At 72.2% G+C, this 21,342-nt stretch carries 19 protein-coding genes; 15 read left to right on the forward strand and 4 right to left on the reverse strand.

Features of this window, described 5'->3' with window-relative positions:
• The first annotated feature begins 693 nt into the window (after nucleotides 1-693).
• The 10 genes from ABD211_RS30345 to ABD211_RS30390 all read left to right on the forward strand — a co-directional run bounded on the left by ABD211_RS30345 (nucleotide 694) and on the right by ABD211_RS30390 (nucleotide 9,461).
• The gene (locus tag ABD211_RS30345) at nucleotides 694-981 is read left to right on the forward strand and encodes a hypothetical protein (protein WP_344139222.1); all 288 of its coding nucleotides are present in this window, start codon (nucleotides 694-696) and stop codon (nucleotides 979-981) included.
• Nucleotides 969-1,691, forward strand: coding sequence for a CIS tube protein (locus tag ABD211_RS30350; protein WP_344139224.1), 723 nt, complete (start codon nucleotides 969-971; stop codon nucleotides 1,689-1,691). The genes ABD211_RS30345 and ABD211_RS30350 overlap by 13 nt, the downstream gene beginning before the upstream one ends.
• Nucleotides 1,692-1,764: 73 nt before the next feature.
• On the forward strand, nucleotides 1,765-3,324 hold the full coding sequence (locus tag ABD211_RS30355) for a phage baseplate assembly protein V (RefSeq protein ID WP_344139226.1): 1,560 nt from the start codon (nucleotides 1,765-1,767) through the stop codon (nucleotides 3,322-3,324).
• A gap of 2 nt (nucleotides 3,325-3,326) precedes the next feature.
• Nucleotides 3,327-3,665 (forward strand): hypothetical protein, encoded by a 339-nt coding sequence (locus tag ABD211_RS30360; protein WP_344139228.1) that lies wholly within the window; start codon nucleotides 3,327-3,329, stop codon nucleotides 3,663-3,665.
• Entirely contained in the window at nucleotides 3,662-4,093 is a 432-nt protein-coding gene (locus ABD211_RS30365) for a GPW/gp25 family protein (protein ID WP_344139230.1), read from the forward strand. Before ABD211_RS30360 ends, ABD211_RS30365 begins: the two co-directional genes overlap by 4 nt.
• On the forward strand, nucleotides 4,090-6,642 hold the full coding sequence (locus tag ABD211_RS30370; RefSeq protein ID WP_344139232.1) for a putative baseplate assembly protein: 2,553 nt from the start codon (nucleotides 4,090-4,092) through the stop codon (nucleotides 6,640-6,642). The genes ABD211_RS30365 and ABD211_RS30370 overlap by 4 nt, the downstream gene beginning before the upstream one ends.
• Nucleotides 6,623-7,141: a phage tail protein gene (locus ABD211_RS30375; RefSeq protein ID WP_344139234.1), complete on the forward strand. Its 519-nt coding sequence runs from the start codon at nucleotides 6,623-6,625 to the stop codon at nucleotides 7,139-7,141. Before ABD211_RS30370 ends, ABD211_RS30375 begins: the two co-directional genes overlap by 20 nt.
• Entirely contained in the window at nucleotides 7,138-8,169 is a 1,032-nt protein-coding gene (locus ABD211_RS30380; RefSeq protein ID WP_344139236.1) for a PASTA domain-containing protein, read from the forward strand. Before ABD211_RS30375 ends, ABD211_RS30380 begins: the two co-directional genes overlap by 4 nt.
• Nucleotides 8,169-8,669, forward strand: a complete 501-nt coding sequence (locus ABD211_RS30385; protein ID WP_344139238.1) for a hypothetical protein — start codon at nucleotides 8,169-8,171, stop codon at nucleotides 8,667-8,669. Before ABD211_RS30380 ends, ABD211_RS30385 begins: the two co-directional genes overlap by 1 nt.
• Nucleotides 8,670-8,681: 12 nt before the next feature.
• Nucleotides 8,682-9,461: a hypothetical protein gene (locus ABD211_RS30390; protein WP_344139240.1), complete on the forward strand. Its 780-nt coding sequence runs from the start codon at nucleotides 8,682-8,684 to the stop codon at nucleotides 9,459-9,461.
• A 283-nt stretch (nucleotides 9,462-9,744) separates the two neighbouring features.
• Here ABD211_RS30390 and ABD211_RS30395 read toward each other — a convergent pair whose 3' ends face one another.
• Nucleotides 9,745-10,215: a hypothetical protein gene (locus ABD211_RS30395; protein WP_344139242.1), complete on the reverse strand. Its 471-nt coding sequence runs from the start codon at nucleotides 10,213-10,215 to the stop codon at nucleotides 9,745-9,747.
• Between the two features lie 134 nt (nucleotides 10,216-10,349).
• On the opposite strand from ABD211_RS30395, the gene trpB reads away from it, so the two are divergent.
• From trpB to ABD211_RS30415, 4 genes are all read left to right on the forward strand, one after another.
• The gene (gene trpB, locus ABD211_RS30400; RefSeq protein WP_344139244.1) at nucleotides 10,350-11,558 is read left to right on the forward strand and encodes a tryptophan synthase subunit beta; all 1,209 of its coding nucleotides are present in this window, start codon (nucleotides 10,350-10,352) and stop codon (nucleotides 11,556-11,558) included.
• A complete protein-coding gene (gene trpA, locus ABD211_RS30405; RefSeq protein WP_344139246.1) occupies nucleotides 11,555-12,412 on the forward strand; it encodes a tryptophan synthase subunit alpha in 858 nt (285 codons plus the stop codon). Before trpB ends, trpA begins: the two co-directional genes overlap by 4 nt.
• Nucleotides 12,348-13,112, forward strand: coding sequence for a GntR family transcriptional regulator (locus tag ABD211_RS30410; RefSeq protein ID WP_344139248.1), 765 nt, complete (start codon nucleotides 12,348-12,350; stop codon nucleotides 13,110-13,112). Before trpA ends, ABD211_RS30410 begins: the two co-directional genes overlap by 65 nt.
• Nucleotides 13,113-13,409: 297 nt before the next feature.
• Nucleotides 13,410-14,606 carry a condensation domain-containing protein gene (locus ABD211_RS30415; RefSeq protein WP_344139250.1) on the forward strand — a complete coding sequence of 399 codons (1,197 nt, stop codon included), beginning with the start codon at nucleotides 13,410-13,412 and terminating at the stop codon, nucleotides 14,604-14,606.
• A gap of 414 nt (nucleotides 14,607-15,020) precedes the next feature.
• On the opposite strand, the gene ABD211_RS30420 is transcribed toward ABD211_RS30415, so the two are convergent.
• Nucleotides 15,021-16,301: a hypothetical protein gene (locus ABD211_RS30420; protein WP_344139252.1), complete on the reverse strand. Its 1,281-nt coding sequence runs from the start codon at nucleotides 16,299-16,301 to the stop codon at nucleotides 15,021-15,023.
• Nucleotides 16,302-16,507: 206 nt separating this feature from the next.
• On the opposite strand from ABD211_RS30420, the gene ABD211_RS30425 reads away from it, so the two are divergent.
• The gene (locus tag ABD211_RS30425) at nucleotides 16,508-18,052 is read left to right on the forward strand and encodes an RICIN domain-containing protein (RefSeq protein ID WP_344139254.1); all 1,545 of its coding nucleotides are present in this window, start codon (nucleotides 16,508-16,510) and stop codon (nucleotides 18,050-18,052) included.
• Between the two features lie 90 nt (nucleotides 18,053-18,142).
• Here ABD211_RS30425 and ABD211_RS30430 read toward each other — a convergent pair whose 3' ends face one another.
• The gene (locus tag ABD211_RS30430) at nucleotides 18,143-19,375 is read right to left on the reverse strand and encodes a flavin monoamine oxidase family protein (RefSeq protein WP_344139256.1); all 1,233 of its coding nucleotides are present in this window, start codon (nucleotides 19,373-19,375) and stop codon (nucleotides 18,143-18,145) included.
• 60 nt (nucleotides 19,376-19,435) lie between these two features.
• The gene (locus tag ABD211_RS30435) at nucleotides 19,436-21,202 is read right to left on the reverse strand and encodes a cellulose binding domain-containing protein (protein ID WP_344139258.1); all 1,767 of its coding nucleotides are present in this window, start codon (nucleotides 21,200-21,202) and stop codon (nucleotides 19,436-19,438) included.
• Nucleotides 21,203-21,342: the final 140 nt, after the last annotated feature.

Genomic DNA, 21,342 nt, shown 5'->3' on the forward strand with positions numbered 1-21,342 from the left:
CGTCCGCGCGGCCTGGGCTTTCCGCTGCGCGGTGCGGGAGTACGCCGTCCCGCGTCGCCCCGCCCCACGACGCCCGCGGTCCGGGGCGCCACGGGGCGTCCCGGCACGTCGGGCCGCGACGTCGCCGCATCAGGCGGGACGAGCCGCCGCGACGACGGCGGTCCCACGGACCCCGCCGCCTCGGCAAGCCCTCACCAGCTCAGGTCGCCGTCCATCATGGACCGACGTGGGTGCCCTGACCCCCCATCTGCTCGACGATCCACTACTGCTGCGCAACCTCCGGTCGGTGCGGCGGCCACGTGGCCGCTCGACGACCGCTCCTCGACCCAGCGGCCCGGCTCGGCTGGGACGGGCAGCTCCGCAGCCAGCACGGTGTCGCACCCGGTCCGCCCGCGGCGACGCTGGCTCCGCTGGTCGCCGATCGGCCCCGTGCCCCCGGGCAGCGACGCCTCGCCAGGCAGCGACGCGTCGCCACGCAGCATGCCGCCGGGCGACACCGCGTCTGCGGAGGACGCTGCGCGGGCGGGCGGGCGGACCGGTGACGACCGGGTCGAAGGGCGCGCGTCGAGACCGTCGGCCACGCCGGTGCCCTTCCCCAGCGCACCGACGCCGGTCGCCTGGCGGGCCGCTCCGGTCAGGCCCACTCCGCATCCCCGGTCCGCGGCGTCGCCAGCACCGGAACCCACTCCCCCGATGGGCGGTCACTGGCCACGGCTGGCCGACCCGGCGAACGCCGAGGCCCAGGTGGTCCTGCCCGCACAGCCCGAAACGTCACCCGGTCCCGGTTCCCCGGCGGCACCGCGCTGGCCGCGACTGCCGGATCCGGGCCAGACGCGGCCCGACACCGTCGGGGTGGGCGCGCCGTGGCCGGGCCTGCCCGACGACGCACCACTGTGGACCAACCTAGCCGGGCCGGACGACGACGAGGAGCACCTCATCCGGCTGGACGCCGAGCAGCGGGGGGTGTCGTGGAACGCATAGCCTTCCTCGTCGACAGTACGGGCGAGCGCATCGACTGCATGCTCAACCCCGAGACGTTCGAGGTGCGCCGCCTCGCCGGGGTGCGGCCGCACGCCGCGGCCTCCGGGCATCTGACGGGCGCCGGGCTCAGCGACGATCCGCTGCTGTTCACCGGCGGCGGGCGCACGGAGCTCGTAATCGACCTGGTCTTTGATGTTGATCTTATTGACGGGCGTGCGGCCCCGGCGGACGTGCGGACGCTGACCCGGCACCTGTGGCTGCTCGCGGAGAACTCGGCCGAGGAGCGCGGCGGGGTACGGCCGCCGTTGATCCGGTTGGTCTGGGGCAAGACGTGGAACGTGCCGGCCGTCGTGGTGGCGGTGGCGGAGCGGTTCGACGCCTTCGACACGACGGGCGTGCCCCGGCGGTCCTGGCTGCGGGTCAAGCTGGTCCGGGTCGCGGCCGCGACCGCCCAGGCCATGGCCGCCTCGGCAGCCGCGACGGGTGCGGGTCCGGTCGGCATCGGCGGGCCGGCGGGCGGCGCGGTGGCCGCGATCGGCGACGGCGCGGCCGAGCCGGGCTTCTCGGGCGTGCGCTTCGACCTGCTCGCCACCGAGGCGCTCGGCAGCCCGCAGCGCTGGCGCGAACTGGCCGACCACAACGGGATCGACAACCCGCTCGACGTCCCCGCCGGCGCGGTGCTGGCCGTCCCCTCGGCGGTGAACCCATGACCGAACGCAGCGAGGACATCATCCGGCTCAGTGCAAAGTCCTGCCGACGCCGCAGCGGAGCGGAGGTGACGGCATGACCGCCGTCGCCGCCGTCGAGGTCATCGTTTCGGGCCGCCGCTACCCCGGTCGCCTGCTCGCGCTGCGGGTGGCCAGCCGGCTCGGCCAGCCCGCGCAGTGCGAGCTGTCGTTCGCCGCCGACGCGACCGCAACCCCGACGGCGGGGCTGGGCGGCTGGACGCTGGGCGCGCCGGTGGGCGTGCGGGTCGCGGGCGAGGAGCGGGAGCTGTTCGCCGGCGAGGTGACGTGCGTGGAACTGCTGCGCGGCGGCGGGCCGGTCGCGCTGCGGGTACGGGCGTACGACGGGTTGCACCGGCTGCGCCGCCGCCAGGAGCCGCGCGTCCTGACCGACGTGACAGCCGCCGACCTGGCCGCCGACCTCGCGAAGCGGCTCGGCGCGGCCGTGGACGCGGCCGCGCCCGGTCCCCGGCACGACCGGGTGGTCCAGCACCGGCAGTCGGACCTGGAACTGCTGGTCGAGCTGGCCGGGGCGGCCGGCCTGCACCCGGTGCTGCACCACGACACGCTGCGCCTGGTCACCCTGACCGGACACGGCGACCCCGTGCCGCTGCGGCTCGGCGCGTCCCTGTGGGACGTGCGGGTGGAGGCCAACCTGAGCCGGGTCGCGGGCCGGGTCTCGGCGATCGGCTGGCACCCCCAGTTGGCACAGGTACTGCGCCACGACGCCGGCCCGGTGCGGGCGCCGGATGCCGGCAGCGGTGGCGCGGCCGCCGGAATGATCGTCGCGGCGAACAAGGGGGTCGCCGCGACGCTGGTGGACCAGCCGGCGCGCAGCGAGGAGGCCGTCGCCGAGCTGGCCCGGTCGACCCGCGAGGCGCTGACCGCGCACGCGGTCACGCTGCACGGCACGGCGGCCGGCAACGCCGCCCTGTGGGCGGGCGCCAGGATCGCGGTGCGCGGCGTGGCCGACACGGTCGACGGCGGGTACGTGGTCACGTCCGTCACCCACGTCCTCGACGGCGCCGGGTACCGGTCGACGTTCACGACCGAGCCGCCCGAGCCGCCCACGGCACCGGCCGCCGCGTCGGTGACACTCGGCGTCGTCACCGCCGTCGACGACCCGGACTCGCTCGGCCGGGTGCGCGTGCGGCTGCCGGCCCTGGGCGACCTGGACGCCGGCTGGCTCGGCGTGCTGTGCCCCGGGGCCGGGCCGGCCAAGGGCCTGGTGGCGCTGCCCGACGTGGACGACACCGTGCTGGTCGCGCTGCCGCGCCAGTCCCCCGCCGACGGGGTGGTGCTCGGCGGCCTGTTCGGCGCCGTCGCCCCGCCCGACGCCGGGATCAACGGCAACGCGGTACGCCGCTGGTCGATGCGGACCGCGGCCGGCCAGTCGATCGTCGTCGACGACGACGGACACAGCCTGCGCCTGGAGAACCGGGCCGGCAGCTACGTCGAGCTGACGCCGGACACCCTGCGCCTGCACGCCGCCGGCGATCTCGTCATCGACGCGCCCGGCAGGGCCATGACCCTACGCGCCGCCTCGGTCGACTTCGAGCACGCCCCGCTGCCCGGCCTGGCCGACGTGGCGGCGGCGGTCACTCCCGGAAAGGGTTAGCGATGGAATGGATCACTGAACGTTCGACGGTCCTGTGCGGCCACGACGGCGTGGTCGTCCCGGTGGCGTCCCAGCGCTGGGTGCGCACGGGCGGAGCCGCCGTCCTCGTCGACAACGACCCCGAGGGCCGGGCCGTCAAGGGCTGCCCCAACATCGGCCCCACGATGAAGCCCTGCACCACGACTCTGCGGGTGGCGCGGGGCTACAGCGACTGGATCCGCATCGGCGGCCGGGCGGTGACGCTGTCCAACCTGGACGGACTCACCGACGGGACGGTGCCCGGCACGGTGCACTACCGCGTCGAGCACACCAGGCAGCACCTCGTCCGGAGCACGTCGTGAGCACGCGGGCGATCCGGTTCGCGGGCGCCGGGTTCGCGGGCACGCCCGAAGGGCTCACGGTCACCCCGACGGGCGCGGTCGCCATGGTCAGCGACGACGACGCCGTACGGCAGGCGATCGTGCTGCTGCTCACCACCACGCCGGGCGAGCGCCTGATGCGCCCCGACTACGGCTCGCACCTGCGCCGGCTCGCGTTCGCGCCCAACGACCACACCACGGCCGGCCTGGCCATCCACTACGTGCGTACGGCGATCGAGCGGTGGGAGCCGCGCGTGGAGATCGTCGACCTGGACGCGGACGCCGACCCGGTCGACCACCACGTGCTCACCGTCCGGCTGCGCTACCGGGTGCGGGCCAGCCTCACGGTGTCCACCCTCGACCTCCCCGTCGACGTCTCGACGCCCGAATCCGAAGGGGGCCAGCCATGACGCTGCCCGTACCGCACCTGGACGACCGTACGTTCGACGGGCTGGTGGCCGAGGCGCTCGAACGCGCCGGGCGCTCCTGCCCGGAGTGGACCGACCGGTCGGTGCACGACCCGGGCGTGGCCCTGGTCGAGGTGTTCGCCCACCTCACCGAGGTCATGCTGTACCGGCTCAACCGGCTGCCGGAGAAGGCGTACGTCGAGTTCCTCAACCTGCTCGGCGTGCACCGGCACCCGCCGGCGGCCGCGTGGGTGCCGCTGACGTTCACCCGCGCCCCCACCGCCACCGAGGCGATCACGATCCCGGCCGGCACGCAGGCGACCGCGAAGACGGTCAGCTTCACCGTCACGCAGAGCGTGGTGCTGGCGGCGGGCCAGGCGGAGCTGACCGTCCCGGCGTACCACTGTGAGGTTGTCGAGGGTGAGCTGGTCGGGGTCGGCACCGGCGCGCCCGGCCAGTCCCACCGCGTGGCCCGGCCGCCCATCGCCACCACCACCGAGGCGTTCGACGTGCTCCTGGGCGTCGAGGTGCCGGACGGGTCCCTGGCCGAGGGCGTGCCCGCCCGCACCCACAACGGGCGCACGTTCGAGATCTGGCGGCCGGTCGCCACGTTCGCCGGCGCCGGGCCGACCGACAAGGTGTACGTGCTCAACCGCGGCTCGGGTGTCGTCAGCTTCGCGCCCGCGCTGGACCTGGGCGACGCCCGACCCGTGACGCTCGCGGCCGTGCCGCCGGCCAACCGGGAGATCCGGTTGTGGTACCGCACCGGCGGCGGGCCGGAGGGCAACGTGGCGGCCGGGACGCTCACCACGCTGCGCACCCCGATCCCCGGACTGTCGGTGACCAACCGGGAGCCGGCCCGGGGCGGCCGGGCGCTGGAGACGATCGAGTCCGCGCTGGCCCGGGGGCCGTACGAGTTCTACGGGCTGCAGCGGGCGGTCACCGCGCGGGACTTCGAGCTGCTCGCCACGTCCGGCTCCGCCTCGGTAGCGCGGGCGCGCGCGTTCACCCGTACCGCCATGTGGTCGCACGCGCGGCCGGGTGAGGTGGAGACGGTGCTGGTGCCGCACGTGGATCCCCAGGCCCGACCCGACTGGCGGCTGCCGATGGAGACCGTCGTCGCCCACCAGGGCGACGCGGCGCGCGACCGGGTGCAGCAGGACCTGGACGCCCGGCGGGCGCTCGGCACGACCGTGGTGACGACGTGGGCGCGCTACAAGGCGGTCGCGGTGAAGGGGCGCCTGGTCGTGCGGGCCGAGGACGACCCGGACGTGGTGCGCCGGCGCATCCACGACCGGCTGCACCAGACGGTCAGCCCGCTGCCGACGCCGGCGAACCCGACCGGCTGGGGCTTCGGCGAGCCGCTGCGGGCGTCCAATGTGTACCGGTGGCTGGAGCAGGCCGAGCCGGGTGTGCGCTACGTCGACGAGGTGCGCTTCGAGCTGCTCGACGCGCCCGACAAGCGGGTGCGCGCGCTGGCCGCCGACGCCTACCAGGCCGACACCTGGTACGCCGGCTGCGAAGAGGTGTTGTTCCGCTCCACCAACGGGGCGCGCGGCTGGGAGGCGGTGCGCCGGTTCCCCGGCGAGACGATCCGCCGCGTCGTGCCCGCGCAGGACAACGCTCGGCCCGGCGTCGTCGCCCGGCCCGGCACCGTGGCCGTCGTGTCGCAGGTCGACGAGAGCGGCTCGGCGCGCGTGCACGTCTCCGACGATCTGGGCGAGAGCTGGCTGCAGGTGGTCGAGATGGAGGACCCGGTGCTCGACGCCGCGTGGATCGACCGCGACGGCGTGGCCGCCCTGCTGCTGGCCACCGACACCGGCCTGTACGAGGTGGAGGCCCGCGAGGCGGCCGTGCCGCTGCAGATCCAGGTGGACCCGTCTGACGCGGATCTCGGCTTCTACGCGGTCCGCTCGTTCGTCTCGGAACGCGGCGTCGTCGGCGTGGCCCTGGCCGCGCAGGCCCAGTTCGGCGTGTACCTGTCGACGGCCGGCGGCCGGTCCGGCACGTTCGCCAACGTCGGCCTCACCGGCGTCGACACCCGCACCCTGGAGGTCCAGCTGGACGGGCCCGCGACGGTGCTGTGGGCCGGTGCGGCCGAGTCCGACGCCCGCAAGCCCGGCAAGGGCTGCTTCCGGGCCCGCCTGTTCGAGGCGGACGTGCGTTGGCAGCCGATGGCGGCCGGCTGGCTCGGCGGCACCTGTTGGAGCCTCGCGTTCCTGGGCGTCACGGCGGTCGCCGCCACGCAGAGCGGCGGCGTGCTGCGCCTGGACACCAGCGCCGCCGGCCCGCAGTGGCTCGCCGCCGACGTCAACTCCGGGCTGCCGCTGCGCGACCGGACGCGGTTCGAGCCCGTCGAGGCCGTCACCAGCGGGCCCGCGCAGATCCTCACGGGCGGCGCCAAGGGGGTCTACCGCAGCGACGACGCGCAGCGCTTCGCCGCCACCGCCAACCGCACCACCGCCGACGCGGTCACGGTGCCCGACACCTGGTTGCTGTGCTCCGCCGAACACGAGATCGAGGTGGTCCGCGATGCGACGGGAAGCCATTGAGCGGCTGCTGCCGCCCGTCTACCAGCGGGCGGCCGAGCGGGGCGGCGTGCTGGTGGCGCTGCTTTCCGCGATGGAGACCATGCACGCACCCACGGAGGACGTGCTGGCGTCGGTCGACGACCTGTTCGCGCCGTACCGGGCGCCCGACCGGCTGGTCCTGTTCCTGCTCGGCTGGGTCGCCATGGACCACGTGCTGAGCCGGACCCGACCGGACGCGCCGCCGGTGTCGTCCGTGTCGATCGGGCGGCTGCGCGACCTGCTCGCCGTCAGCGCGTCGGTGGCCCGCCGCCGGGGCACGGCCGCCGGCCTGCGCGAGGTCGTCGAGACGGTGACCGGCCACCCGGTGGCGGTCTCCGAGCCGGCCGACCGCCCGTTCCACGTCGTGGTCCGCGTGCCCGCCGCGGCCGCGGACCAGCTCGACCTCATCCGCCGCGTCGTGGCGGCGGAGAAACCCGCGGCGACCACCGCCGACATCGTCACAGAAGGAGAAGCATCATGAGTACGGAGTGGGTGGTCACGACCGCCGCCGAAAGGTTCACCCTCAACGACGCGCGGGCGGGCGAGACCACGTTCACGGTCACCAACCCGGTCCGGCGCGCCGACCGGGTGGTGTTCGAGGTCGTGCCCGGCGACGGAGCCGACGCCGCCTGGTTCAGCGTGGCGGAGCCGCAGCGCCTCGTGCGGGGCGGCGCCTCCGTGTCGTACCTGCTGAAGGCGGCCATCCCGCCCGAGGCCCCGGCCGGGCAGTACGAGGTGCAGGCCCGCGTCTACTCCGCCGACACCGCGCCGGAGGAGAGCTCGGTGCTCAGCAGCCGGGTGCTGCTGGAGGTCAAGTCCGCGCCGAAGCCGGAGAAGAAGAAGTTCCCGTGGTGGATCGTGGCCGTCGCGGGGCTCGTCGTCCTCGTGATCGGCCTGGTGGTCTGGCTGGTCACCCGGCCCGACGGCCCGCCCGAGCCGCCCACCCAGGAGACGGGCGCCATCGTCACCGTCCCGGACATCACGACGTTCGACGCGGAGAAGGCCCGCGACGTGCTGGAGAAGGCCGGGCTCACGCCGGGCGTCAGCTACCGGTACGACCCGGCGAAGATCGGTTCGGTCACCCAGTCCGTCCCCGCCGGCCTGCGCGTCGCCCGCGGCTCGGTCGTCGACGTCGTCGTGGCCGTCGACCTCAAGCCGCCCACGCCGTCCGCCCCCATCGGCAACGCGACCGTGCCGGCCGCGCCGCCGCCCACGCTGCGGTGGACCCAGCCGGAGGACTTCGTCGGCGCCTGGCGGATCGAGATCTTTCAGGTGACCTGCTACTACGCGAACGCGACGGGCACGAACTGCACCAACCTCATCGCCATCGACGAGGTCGTGAAGGCCACGTCGTACCGGCCGGTGCTGCGCTTCACCTACCGCCCCGCCACCGCGACCACGGCCGGCGTCTACCACAGCGGGACGATCGCCTGGCGGGTGTCGCCCGTCGACGCCGTCGGCACGCCGGGACCCGCGAGCCCGCTCGTCCAGTTCCAGGTGGCCCAGTGATGGCCCCGCCGAAGCTGCCCGTACGGCTGAAGATCCCCATCTGGTCGGCGCTGGGCCGGCTGCAGCGGGTGCTGCTCGGCGCCGTCGTGGTCGTGGTCGCCCTGTTCATCGCGTCGGTGTCCGTCGGCGCGAGCCAGGAGCCGGGCGACCCGGCGTCGCACCCGGACGGCTTCGTCGGCTGGCTCGGCGACCTGGTCGGCGGCCCACCGGCCGCCGACCGGGCGGACCGGACCGGGCCGTGCCTCGTCGAGGACGGCACGGCGTTGCAGGTCGACGGCTCGTGCGTGGTCACGGTCGCCGCCAGCGACGAGTCCCTGCGCCGGATCACCCTGCGGGCAAAGGACGCGGTCACCGTGGTCGCGCCCGTCCCGCGCGGCGACAGCACCGCGACCTCGGACCTCGCGGCCGGGGACGAGCTCGCCGTCGACATCGACGCCGACGGCGGCGACATCACCATCACCTGCCCGTCGGGCGGCACGTGCGCCGTCGGACTGAACTGAGAGGGGCCGGCAATGGAGCGGCTACGTACCCCGTTCTTCATCGTCGCCATGGTCGCCGCCGTTCTGGTCGTGGGCCTCGAGATCGGCCAGCCGTTCCTGGTCGGCGGCCTGGTGACCAGCACCGACCTGGCCGCTCAGACCGGCGCGCTGGGACTTTCCATGCCGGCCGGCGGGGTGACCCCGCAGCCGTCCGGCATCGGCGTGCCGTACCTGGCGCTCGTCGACTTCGTGGCGGTGTTCACGGTCGGGCTCATGGGCGCCGGGATGCTGCTGCCCGACCGGCTGCACGCCAAGGCGCAGGGCGTCGTCACGCTCGTCGTGTCGATCGCCCTGATCACCACGGCACTCGTGCTGCTGTTCATCGCCCTCGCGAAGATGATCTTCATGGTGGTGCTGCTGTTCGCGTTCCCGTTCGGCACCATCGCGTACCTGATCATCTGGGGCTCGTTCCCGCGCGGCGAGATGGCGGTCATCCTGTCGGTGCTGATGTTCCTCAAGCTGGTGTTCGCCGGCACGCTGGTGGCCGCGCAGCAGCGGTTCATCCAGAACAAGGGCCTGGTCGCGCTCGTGTTCACGTCGCTGGTCGCCAACGTGATCGTGGCGTTCCTGCACGGCATGGTGCCCGGCATCCTGGTGAGCATCACCGACGCCGTGGCCGGCATCGTGGTGGCCATCATCGCCATCATCTGGGGCATCGTCCTGCTCATCGGCTCGATCCCCGCCATCGTCAACGCCGTACGCGCCAGCGCCCGCCTGGCCGCCGACGCCGCGGCCGAAGCCGTCCCGACGTAGAAACGCCGATCAGACAGGTTGGCCGCCTGCCGGGCACGGGCGAGGGCTGGGTCACGGTCACCGGGATCACCGTGCCCGAGGCGGTCGCCGTGGACGTGTCCGCGCTGCCGCTGACCGATCACGACCGGTACCTGCAGATCTCCGTGAACGGTGGCCCGGCGGTGTCGGTGCGGCGCGGCGCCTGCGGCGCGACGGTCCAACTGGCCGCCGGCACGAACTCGATCAAGCTGTTCAACAGCCTGAGCGCCGCGCCGAACTCGACCGGATCACCATCTCCCGGGCGTCATAGCGGCCAGGTGGCGCCCAGGGCGACGAAGACGACGCCGATGGCGGTGAACAGCGCGCCCAGGCCGGCGACCAGGGCGGTGACCTGCCAGGCCTGGTAGGCCCCGAGCAGCGCCCCGCGCAGCGAGTTGCCCATGAACGCCGTCTCGCGCAGCTTGCCGAGCCGCTCGTCGGTCCGCCCGCCGGCCTGCCACTCCTCCGTGATCTGCGCGTACGTGCGCCCCTTCGTCGCCGCGGCGACGTGCTGCCCGATGATTTCGGAGTACGCCCTCGCCTGGGCGCCCGTGGTCACCTGGACGCCGCCGTAGCGGTTCAGCCCGGCGGGCAGGTCGTCGGCCGGCGGGAAGACGATGTGCTGGTCGGACAGCTCGCGCTGGACCTGGGTCCGGCCCACCCGGCCGGAGACGACCAGGACGGGCCCGGCGACCACGAGGATCGCGCCCACCGCGTACAGGAGTACTGGCATCACGGGACCCAGGGTTCGGCACGCGCGCCTCCGTGGTTCAGGGCCGAACGCCCCGAGCACGCGGCCGAAGGTCCCGGAGGTAGTTCTAGAACCCTTTGATACAGTGAGCCAACTGTTCTAGAACTCTGGAGATTGCCATGACCGATCTGATGGTCCGGTTCGCGGCTCCGGTTAAAGCCCGGGGCATGAGCGAGCCGACGGCCGGCGGCCGCTTCGGTGGGTACGGCGGCCGGTTCGTGCCCGAATCGCTGGTGGCGGCGTGCGCCGAGGTGGAGGAGGCGTTCCGGGAGGCGTGGGGCGACCCGGGGTTCCGCCGGCAGCTGGACCACCTCCGCAGGGTCTACGCCGGCCGCCCGACCGCGCTGACGCCCGCCTGGAACCTGTCCGCGGAGCTCGGGATCACGCTGCTGATCAAGCGCGAGGACCTGGCGCACACCGGGTCCCACAAGATCAATAACGTACTCGGCCAGGCGTTGCTGGCCCGCCGGATGGGCCGCGACCGGCTGATCGCGGAGACCGGCGCGGGGCAGCACGGCGTGGCCACCGCGACCGCGGCGGCGTTGTTCGGCATGCGGGCCACGGTGTTCATGGGCGAGCGCGACGTGCAACGACAAGCCCTCAACGTCTTCCGGATGAACACCCTCGGCGCCGAGGTCGTGCCGGTCACCTCGGGCAGCCGCACGCTGAAGGACGCCACCAACGAGGCCATGCGGCACTGGGTGACCTGCGCGTCGGACACCTACTACTGCATCGGATCCGTCATGGGTCCCCACCCGTACCCGTGGATGGTGCGCGAGTTCCAGCGGGTGATCGGCGAGGAGGCGCGGGCGCAGTGCTCCGCGGAGCTGCCCACCGCCGTGCCGACGCACGTCGTCGCCTGCGTCGGCGGCGGGTCCAACGCGGCCGGCACGTTCGCCGGCTTCGTCGACACCAGCGCGGAGCTCATCGGCGTCGAGGCCGCGGGCGGCGCGGCCATGACCGACGGCGAGGTCGGCATCGTGCACGGTTACCGCTCCCGGGTGCTGCAGGACGGGCACGGTCAGATCGCGGAGGCCGAGTCGATCGCCCCGGGCCTGGACTATCCCGGCGTCGGTCCGGAGCACGCGCACCTCGGCGACCTCGGGCGGGCCCGGTACGTCTCGGTGAACGACGACGAGGTGGTGGCGGCGCTGCGCCGGCTCGCCCGCACCGAGGGGATCCTGTGCGCGCTGGAGTCCGCGCACGCCCTCGCCTGGGTGCTGCGGGCCGCCGGCACCGACGAGCTGCCCACCGGCTCGACCGTGCTGCTGACGCTGTCCGGCCGCGGCGACAAGGACATGGCGGCGCTCATGGAGCGTGCGCGATGAACGGACCCGTGGAGACCGCGCTGCGCGGCGCCCGCGACGCCGGGCGGGCGCTCCTGGTCCCGTACGTGACGGGCGGGATCAGCGACGACTGGATCGACTACGTGCTGGCGTACCAGGAGTCCGGTGCCGACGCGGTGGAGATCGGACTGCCGTTCTCCGATCCCATGCTGGACGGCACGACGATCCAGCAGGCGTCCGACCACGCCCTGGCGCGCGGCGCCACGCCGGAGGAGATACTCGCCGCGCTGGGCGCGGCCCGCGACCGGGTGCGGGTGCCGCTCGTCGTGATGACCTACGCGAACCTCGTGGTACGCACCGGCGTCGAGGCGTTCTGCCGCCGACTCGCCGCCGCCGGGGTGAGCGGGCTGATCGTGCCCGACATGCCCGTTGACGAGCTCGGCGACCTGGAGACCGCGGCCGCCGGGGCGGGCATCGACCTGGTGCTGCTCGTCGCGCCCTCGACCGCCCCCGACCGGCTCCGGGAGATCTGCCGGCGCAGCCGCGGCTTCGTCTACGCGGTGAGCACGATGGGCACGACCGGCGAACGGGCCGACCTGGCCGCGTCCGCGGCCCCGCTGGCCGACCGGGCGCGGGCGGCCGACGACCGGCCCGTGCTGGTCGGCTTCGGGATCTCGTCACCGGCGCACGCCGTGCAGGCGGCGCGCTCCGCCGACGGCGTCGTCATAGCGTCCGCCCTGATGCGTAGGGTGCTGGATGGGGCCACGCCCGACGACGTCGGGCGGGACGTGGCGGCACTACGCCGGGGACTGGATCGGGAGCGCGACGGCAATGCAGCAGCGACGGGAGCCGAAGTACCAGGTGATCGCGACGGACCTGCACGCCAGGATCCGTAGCGGTCAGTACGAACCTGGCACCGCCCTGCCGTCGCAACGGGAGCTGAGCGCCTCCTACGGGGTGACGTTGGTGACGCTCAGGCAGGCGTTGGCGGTGCTGGAGCGCGACGGGCTGGTGTCCCAGCAGCCGGGCAGGGGCACCTTCGTCACCGGGACCCGCGCGGCGTACCAGCTGGATTCTCTGCGCGGCTTCGCGGAGGACCTGCTCGACCAGGGCCACACGGTCGGCACCGAGGTGCTCGGCCAGGCGCTGCGCCGCACGCCCAGGGAGGTGGCGGCCCGGCTCGGCCTGCCGCCCGACGGGCGGGCCCTGCGGGTGGAACGCATCCGGCTGTTGTCCGGGCGGCCGGCCGTGCACCAGGTGTCCTGGGTGTTCGAGCCGGCCGCCGGCCAGCTCGCGGACGCCGACCTCAGCGGCGCGTCGTTGTACGCGGTCGTGGCGGGGACGGGCGTCGCGGTGCGGCGCGCCACCGAGGTGCTGCGCCCCGGGCTGCTGGACGCGCCGACCGCCGCGCTGCTGCGGCAGGACGCCGGCGGCGCCGTGTTCGTCTCCGAACGCGTCACCTACGGCCCGGACGACGCGCCGGTCATCCTGGACCGCGCAGTCATCCTGGGCAGCGCCATGGAGATCCGGACCGAACGGGCGGACGCCGGCGTGTCCGTGCAATGGGGCCGACCTCCGGCATCCCGGGCTTCTTAACTACCAGTTTTTAATAGACGTCCTTCAACTTGGAACTCGCCTATTCCACAAAGCTGAGATCCTAAGTGGATTGACAATTCGCGGTACAGCAACAACGGTGTTCTCGTGACCGAACCCGTGGATCGAATCATGGTCGCCTTTTCTGGCGAGGGCTCCGGGATCGAGGAGCTGACCTGGGGACAACGCGCCATTTGGAATGCTATGACGGAGCAGAACACGTCGTTGCCCATTGGCGGTTGGCTCCCCCTGCCCGAGGGCACGACCGTGCGGCACATGGTGAACGAGTTGCGTTTCCATATGAGTCGGCATCAATCCGCACGCATGCGCCTCGTGTTCGGTGACGACGGCAGGCCGCGGCAGTCGGTGGCCGCCTCCGGCGAGATCGCGTTGGAGGTGTTTGACGCCGACAATGCCGATCCGGCGGACGTGGCTGAACTTGTGAAACAGCGCTATATGGACGCGCCCTTCGACTACGCCAACGAATGGCCGATCCGGATGGCGGTGGTCCGGCGGGACGCCACGGCGACCCACGTCGTCTGCATCCTGTGCCATCTGGTGACCGACGCGGCGGGAAGCCTGGCGATGATGGCCGATCTGGCCAACCTGGATCCCACCACCGGCGGGGCTACGGCGCCCGTGACCGCGACCCAGCCGCTGGACCTGGCCCGATGGCAGCAGACGCCCGCGGGGCAACGCCGACACGCCAGCTCGCTGCGGTACTGGGAGGAGCAGCTGCGCGGCGTCCCGTCGTACAGCTTCAGCCGACCCGCCGAGCGGCACCACCCGCGGCACTGGGAGGGACAGCTCACCTCACCCGCCCTCTTCCTGGCCACGCACGCGCTCGCGCGGCAGCTCGACGTCTCCTCCTCCCACCTGATCCTGGCCGCGTACGCCAGCATGCTGGTCAGGCTGCGGGGAGTCGACCCGGTCGTCATCCGACCGGTCGTCAGCAACCGGTTCTGGCCCGGGCTCGCGGACATCGTCAGCCCGATCAACGAGGCTGGCCTGTGCGTCATCCCCGTCGGACAAGCCGGCTTCGACGAGCTGGCGCGGCGCACCAGCCGGGTGGCGCTGCGCGCCTTCAAGGCCGCCTACTACCACCCGGAACCGTTGGACGAACTCAGGGCCGTCATCGCGAAGGACCGTGGGGAGGACCTCGACATCGACTGCTTCCTGAACGATCGTCGGGTGGCGCCTCCGGACGTCGCCGAACCACCTACGCCGGCGCAGCTGCGCCGGGCGCAGCGCGGCGGGTTCCGCTGGACCACACAGCAGGACAAGCCCTTCGGCCGCCTCTTTCTCCACATCGACGACGCGGCCGATGGCGCGGACGCGATAACCCTGACGATCCGCGCGGACACCGACTACGTGTCGCCCGCTGTGATGCGGGCGTGCGTGGAGGGCATCGAGTCGACACTCGTCGACGCCGCCGTGGACGCACGCCGGCGGGCTCTCCCGGCGGTGCCGGCAACCGTTCCCGACGCGGCGGCATGACGACGTCCAACGGTGTCGTGACACCTGGTGTCGCAGCCGCGGCGCCGACCTACCACTCCTTCCGCGCGGGCGTGTTCGAGGTCGGCCAGGTCAAGCACTACTGGTGGAACAACACCCGCCCCGAACCGTACGTCTACGTGGTCGGCGTGGTGCCCACCGTCAGCTACGACGCCTGCGCCCTCGAGGTGACCAGCGAGGACCGTACGCAGCCCGACGGCGAGTACGAGTTCGTGTACAAGGTGACCAACGTCGGCGACGTCACCTGCTCGGCCGCGCTGCGACACGTCCAGCACCCGGTCACCGACACCGAGACCCAAGTACTACAACGTGGGCGCCTTCACCCCGACCTTCACCAACACCGACCGACTGTCGTGCACGACAAAGGCGACCTACGCCGTCTTCTGACGACCACGGTCACGACGCGACGCGACGGACGTAGGTGGCGCACGCGCGCTGGACACTCTCCCAGGGCTTGCCGAATACGGTCCGCGACGCCTGGTCGACGGACTTGGCCTGCCGACGGGCCTGGTTGAAGAACTCGTACATCTTCTTCTGTCCGTACGTGTCGGCGAGGTACTTGAACGTCAGGAAGGAGATCCCGTAGTACGCGTCGGTCGCCTCGTCACCGTAGGGCGGGATGCCGTCGACCCGGCCGGTCCACTCCCCGCCGCGGATGTGGGCACGCACGCTGCCGATCCGGTCGCTCGCCCTGCCGCCCACGCCAGTAATGGCGACGTACTCCGCCATTCCCTCCGTGAGCCACTCCTTGCCGCCGAGGACATCCGTGTCGTACTTGGCGCCCCGCAGCGTGACGACGTGCCCCATCTCGTGGCGCAGTGTCTCGGCGAGGTCGGCGGTCTTGACCTGTGACGTGTCGACGACGATGTCGAAGGCGAAGTCGCTGACGGGCATCGCGTACGCGCTGGTGGTGTCCTTCGGGTGGCCTCCGTACCAGGTCTTGAACTCCTTGGCGGTGGCCAGGTAGACGGTGTAGGACGCGGGCGCCGGCTCCCACTTGGCGAACCGGTCGGCGATGGTGGCCGCCTTCTCGGCGATCGGGAGCGCGCTCGCCAGCCGATCCTTCAGCGCTGGTCCGGCGGCGAGCAGCACCCGCTTGCCGACCACCGCGGTCAGGTCGGTCGCCTCCCACGGCGTCGGCCGGCGCCGGTCGACGTCGGACGGGTTCAGTTGGGAGATGAGGAGCTTGCCGGCCGGGGCAACGAACCACAGCTCCATGTCCGCCCGGTGGTGGCGCATGACGCTGGTAACGTCACGTGGCAGCGGCTCACGCAGTGAGTAGTAGAGCGCGACGCGTACCCGGTGGGTGTAGTTGATCGTCGCGGCCGTGACCTTTCCGTCCATCGTGGACTGCCACCAGCCGCCGACCTGAAGGGCGCGCAGCCGCGCAAAGAGCGCCCGGTAGTGGGCCACCAGCTCGGGATTGCTCGGGTCGACCGGGTCGAGCCACCCCGCCTCGTCGCCGTTGATGAGCGCCCTCGACTGCGCCTCGAGCACGTCGTTGATCGAGATCGTCGACGAGGCGGCGGAAGCGGGCGGTGCCGTTGACGCCGTCGTGGTCGGGCCACCGGAGGGCTTCGTGCAGCCGCCCGCACCGCCGGTCACGGCGAGAAGGACGAGCAGACCCGCCACCGCAGTGCCGCGTCGACGAACGTTCAGTGATCCCCGTGGAGGCATGCGGAGCACCATAGTCCGTCGTGTCCACCGGCGTCGCGCCTGTTTCGACGCGCGCACATGTTCGGATGTGCCCATTTCTGAACGAGTTGGTTCGGATGATGGCGTGGCAGCTCGCGGCGGATTACCAAGAGGTTGCTGAAGTGTTGCGGCCCTCCGGGCCGCGGGTGGTGATCGGCAACAGGATCCCCGTGAGGAAGGACGAAGCCTTGACGACCCAACACGGCCACAGATCGGCCGAACCCAGCGGAGAGGCATCGACCTCCCGTCGGCGACCGCTTCGCCGCGGCCTCATCGGCGCCCTGGCCGCGCTGACGGTGATCCCGGCCGCGGTGGCCGCCACCGTCATCGCCGCATCGCCGGCCAGCGCGGCCACCAGCCAGTTCCGGGGCATGAACTGGGCCGTGCTGGGTGACAACTTCAGCACGGGCGTCCTGGTCGTGCAGGGCCTGAGCCAGTCCGACAGCAACACCACGGTGCGGGCCAAGGCCAACGCCCTGTACGACGACATGGCCGCCACCATGGGCGTCAACACCGTCCGGTTGCCCATCAACACCCACACCGTGGCCAACACGACCTGGTGGAACGCCTACCGCGGCGCCATCGACGCCGCCACCGCCCGCGGCTTCAAGGTCATCCTCGCCTACTGGGAGGACGGCGCCGCGTCCGGCGGCAGGATCACGAACCTGGCCGCGTGGAACGCCATGTGGTCCAGCGTGACCAACACCTACGGTGCCAACACCAACGTGTACTTCGAGCCGATGAACGAGCCGCACGGCTACTCGTCGGCGGAGTGGCGCGACGTAGCGGCCAACTGGCTGAGCTACCACTACTCGGCCGTACCCGCCCGGGTGCTCATCGGCGGCACCGGCTTCAGCCAGGACCTGCGCGATGTCTGCAACGACAGCCGCTTCAACAACACGCTGCTGTCCTTCCACCACTACGCCTTCTTCTACGGCGCGATGACCTACGACGCGTTCCGGAGCCACATCCAGACGCGGCTGGGCAACTGTGCCTCCCGCGCCGTGGCGACCGAGTTCGGCGCGCCCATGGACAACGGTCTCAACTACGCCGACGCGAACAGCACCGACAACTTCGTCCGCCACATCCGCGCCATGGCCCAGGTCATGCGCGACAACCAGATGGGCGGCACCTACTGGCCGGCTCTCGGTGGCAAGCCGGGCACCATCGGCTACGACTGGTACTCGATGTTCGCCCTGAGCGGCAGCGGCACCGATCTCAACCTGACCATCCGCAACGCCTCCGGCGCCGACCGGATCCGGTACGCCTGGGGCGACAACGTCGGCGGCGGCTCCACGACGCCCCCGCCGACCGGAACGTTCTACCGGATCAACGTGCGGCACAGCGGCAAGGCCATGGACGTCCAGTCACCGAACACCGCCAACGGCGCGCGCGTCGGCCAGTACACCTACACCGGCAACGCGTGGCAGCAGTGGCAGTTCCAGGACGCCGGCAGCGGCTACTGGCGCATCGTCAGCCGGAACAGCGGAAAGTGCCTCGACGTGGTGGGCGCGGCGACCGCCGACGGCGCCGAGCTCATCCAGTACACCTGCGGCAGCGGCACCAACCAGCAGTTCCAGATGGTCACCAACGGCAGCTACTTCCAGCTCCGGGCACGACACAGCGGCAAGTGCGTGGACGTGCCGGCCGCGTCGACAGCGGACGGCGTGATCCTCAAGCAGTACACATGCAACACGGGCACCAACCAGCAGTGGTCGCGCACGACCGTCTGACGGCCGCGTCGAAGGAGGGGGGCGGNGGGTCACGGGAGCGGTCCGGGCGCCTCAGCCACGCGAGGACAGCGCCCGCTGCCTGACACCTGCTCAACGGTCGGCGACCGCCGCGCGGAAGACGCCGGCGGCGCGGCTGGCGATATCGGCGTCGGGCCCGGTCCACAGGGTGTCCAGCCAACTGCCGGCGAACAGTCCGACCAGGGTGGGGGTGCCGTCGGCGACGGTGGCGTCGAGCCATTCGCTCATGCACGTGTCGGCCGGTCCATGGACGCGGTAGTACCCGTGCTCCGGCCAGAAGCGCTCGTCGAAGCGGAGGACCACCTTCTCCACCCGACCGGCGCCGAGGTGGGACAGGGCCGTGCGGTGCGCCTGCGGCAGCGGCGGTTCGAACGCGATGCCGTCTGCCGCCAGGACCGGCACCGGGGCGGTCACGACCACCGCGTCGGCGCGGAGGTCGGCGTCGTCACCGCTCACGACGACGCCGTCCGGCTCCACGCGGATCCGTCGGACCGGGCGGTTCAGGCGCACGTCGAGACCGTCGGCGAGGTGACCGGTGAGCAGGCGGTAGCCGCCGACGATCCAACGGTCGCCCTCGCCGACGCCGGGCTCGAACCCGTGCCGCGCGCTGAGCCAGGACAGCGGGGCGCCCGTGTCCATGACGATCTCCGCGTCGACGAACCGGTGGATCTCGGCCGGCGTCCAGCGTCCCGGAGCGCGCAGCAGATCGTCGAGGACGTCGGTCATGCTCGCGCCCGGTGCGGCGGCGGCCAGCCGGTCGCGCAGCTCGTCCTCGAGGCCGTCCGGGACCGGTTCGCCGTTGAGGACCAGCGGATCGTTGAAGTCCGTGATCACCATCGTCAGCCCGAGCTTCTCGGCGAGCCGGGCGAGGACGTTCTCGTCGTACTGCTGCAGCCAGTTGGCGCCCAGGTCGAACGCGCCTCCCCCGACGTCGACGCCCGCCGTGCGGCCACCGATCCGGTCGCGCGCCTCCCAGATGACCGCCTCGACGCCCCGCTCAGCGAGCGCACGGCCCGCGGCGAGACCCGCCATCCCCGCACCGACCACGGCGACCCGGGCATGGCCGAGATCGGCGGCCCACGCCGCCGCGGCGAGTCCCTGCTCGTACGCCCCATGGGTCATGCCCGCCCGGGTGGGGTGCGTGGCCTCCCCCGCCAGGCGCAGCCGGTCGCCGACCGGCGTGCCCAGCGTCGTCCGGTCCCGCGGCGTGCCGTGCCGCCCGATCAGGCTCCAGGAGCCACCCGCCCACGGGTCCGCACCCCAGTGCGACACCGCCGAACCCACCAGACGCCCACGGACCGCCATGGTGGGGACGGTAGCAACGTGGTCGGGGGCGGCGCTGTGCCGGCGCCGCCCCCGACCACCTCAGAGGGTCAGCACGACGGTCGAGATGCTGCGAGCGCCGACGCTGACGGTGACCTGTCCCCCGTTCACGCTGGTGGCCTGGCTGGCCGCGTTCTGGTACTGCGAGGTGTAGTAGTACTCCGCCTTGGCGATGTTCTGCGGCACCTGGATCACGGCGTTGTTGACCGCGCTGGTCGAGCGGTTGAGGATCACCAGAGTGATCTTCCCGTCGCCCTGGTAGGCGGTCACCTCCAACGGCGACGCCTTGGAGCTCTTCGTCAGGGCCACCCGCTGGTACCCGGGACGGACGTACTTGGCGAACTGCGAGAAGGCGTACCCGCGCTTGAGCGGGGCGCCCGCGGTGGTGCCGTAGGCCGACTCACCGTCGCCGATGAAGGAGTAGTAGCGCTTGCCGTACCACCACACGTAGGCGCTCCAGTTGGACTCCATCGACTTGTGCACCGTGCGCATGATGGTGTCGAGCGTCTCGTTCCAGACCGCCTGGTTGCCCGCGTCGCCCCAGATGTTGGAGCCGCTGCCGTCGGCCTCGTGGAAGTTCCACTCGGTCATCCACACCGGCTTGTTGTGCTGCGCCGCCAATGTGTACGGCTTCAACCGGCCCGCGTCCTCGGTGCCGTAGAGGTGGCCACCGATGTACCCGATGTTGTTGCGGGCGCACGAGTCGTTGAGGGTCGGGTCGGTGAAGTTGTAGTTCAGGTTCACCGCCTCGGCCACCATCAGCTTCGTGTTGAGCACCTTCGCACCTTGGGAGCAGGTCCAGCTGGCCAGCTCGGAACCACTCCAGTCCATCGAGTCGTAGTTCGGGTGCCAGTCCGGCTCGTTCTGCACCGACGTGACGTCGATCGGGATGCCCTGGCCCCGCATGTACTGGACGTAGCTGTTGAGGTGGTTCGCGTAGTCGTCGTAGTAGTCGGTCTTGAGCTTGCCGCCGTTGGTCCGGCTGTTGTTCGTCTTGAACGACGCGGGCGCCGTCCACGGCGACGCGAGGATCTTCACGTTCGAGCCGTACGACTTCGCCGTCTTCAGGGAGTTCACGTGCGTCGACCACTCGCTGGAGACCGGCGAGATGCCGGTGCGCACGATCGACAGACCCAGCTGGTTGGCCCCGAGCCCGACCAGCGTCTGCGTATCGGCGGTCGACCACGTGCCGCCCCAGATCGCCGTCGCGGCGCCGAACCCGTCGATCACCTGGTACTTGCTGCCCAGGTTCACCGTGATGTCCGGCGAAGCGGTGGGCCCGGCGCTGGTGCGCGGCGCGCTGGTGGGGGCGGCGGTGGTGGTGCCGGGCGCGCTGGTCGGCGCGCCGCTGGTCGGCCGGCTGGTCGTCGGTCCGCCGGTCGTCGGGACCGTGCTCCCGTCGCAGGTCACCCCGTTCACCGCGAAGGTGGTCGGCGCGGGGTTGGTGCCGGAGAAGGCGCCGTTGAACCCGAACGAGGCCGTGCCGTTGGTCGGGATGGCCCCGTTGTAGCTGACGTTCTTTGCGGTGACCGCGGCGCCGCTCTGGGTCAGCGTCGTGTTCCAGGCCTGTGTGACGGTCTGGCCGGCGCTGTAGGACCAGGTCAGCGTCCAGCTGGTGAGCGGGTCGCCGAGATTGGTGATGGTGACGTTCGCGCCGAAGCCGCCCGGCCACTGCGACGACACGGCGTAGTTCACCGAGCATCCGGCGCTGGCGGCCCCGGCGGGCAGCGCCACGATGGCGGCAGCCGAGGCCAGCAGAACCGCACCGCCCGCAACCGCGGCGGCGACAGTCACTCCTCGTTTTCGCATCAGAACTTCTCCTTGTACGGGGGTCGGGGGGTGGTCGCGGCCCGAGGTCTCCGGCGGCAGGTTCTGGACCTTGCCGGGACCTCGGGCCGCCAACGTGCGTCAGCGCTGCAGGGTCAGCACGCCCGGCCGGTAGGGCAGCA

This window comes from Luedemannella flava, assembly GCF_039528515.1.
Lineage (GTDB): Bacteria > Actinomycetota > Actinomycetes > Mycobacteriales > Micromonosporaceae > Luedemannella > Luedemannella flava.